Source organism: Enterobacter cloacae complex sp. P2B, assembly GCF_014895985.1.
GTDB lineage: Bacteria > Pseudomonadota > Gammaproteobacteria > Enterobacterales > Enterobacteriaceae > Enterobacter > Enterobacter bugandensis.
On record NZ_JADBQQ010000013.1, the window covers coordinates 1 to 247 of the forward strand.

Consider the following 247-nt stretch of genomic DNA (forward strand, 5'->3'; position numbering starts at 1 on the left):
CCTGTACGGCAGTGAACGCATTGGCCCTTTATTTTCATCAGACTGACAATTTCTAAGCTGCCTGTACGGCAGTGAACATTGCGCTTACCTGCTCGCCCCACGTCTGGCGTTTCTAAGCTGCCTGTACGGCATTGAACTGTACGCCGTAAAATCGGCGGTTTCGCTCGTCTTTCTAAGCTGCCTGTACGGCAGTGAACAATCGTACTGCTTGCCTACTGGAACCTGCCCCTTTCTAAGCTGCCTGTAC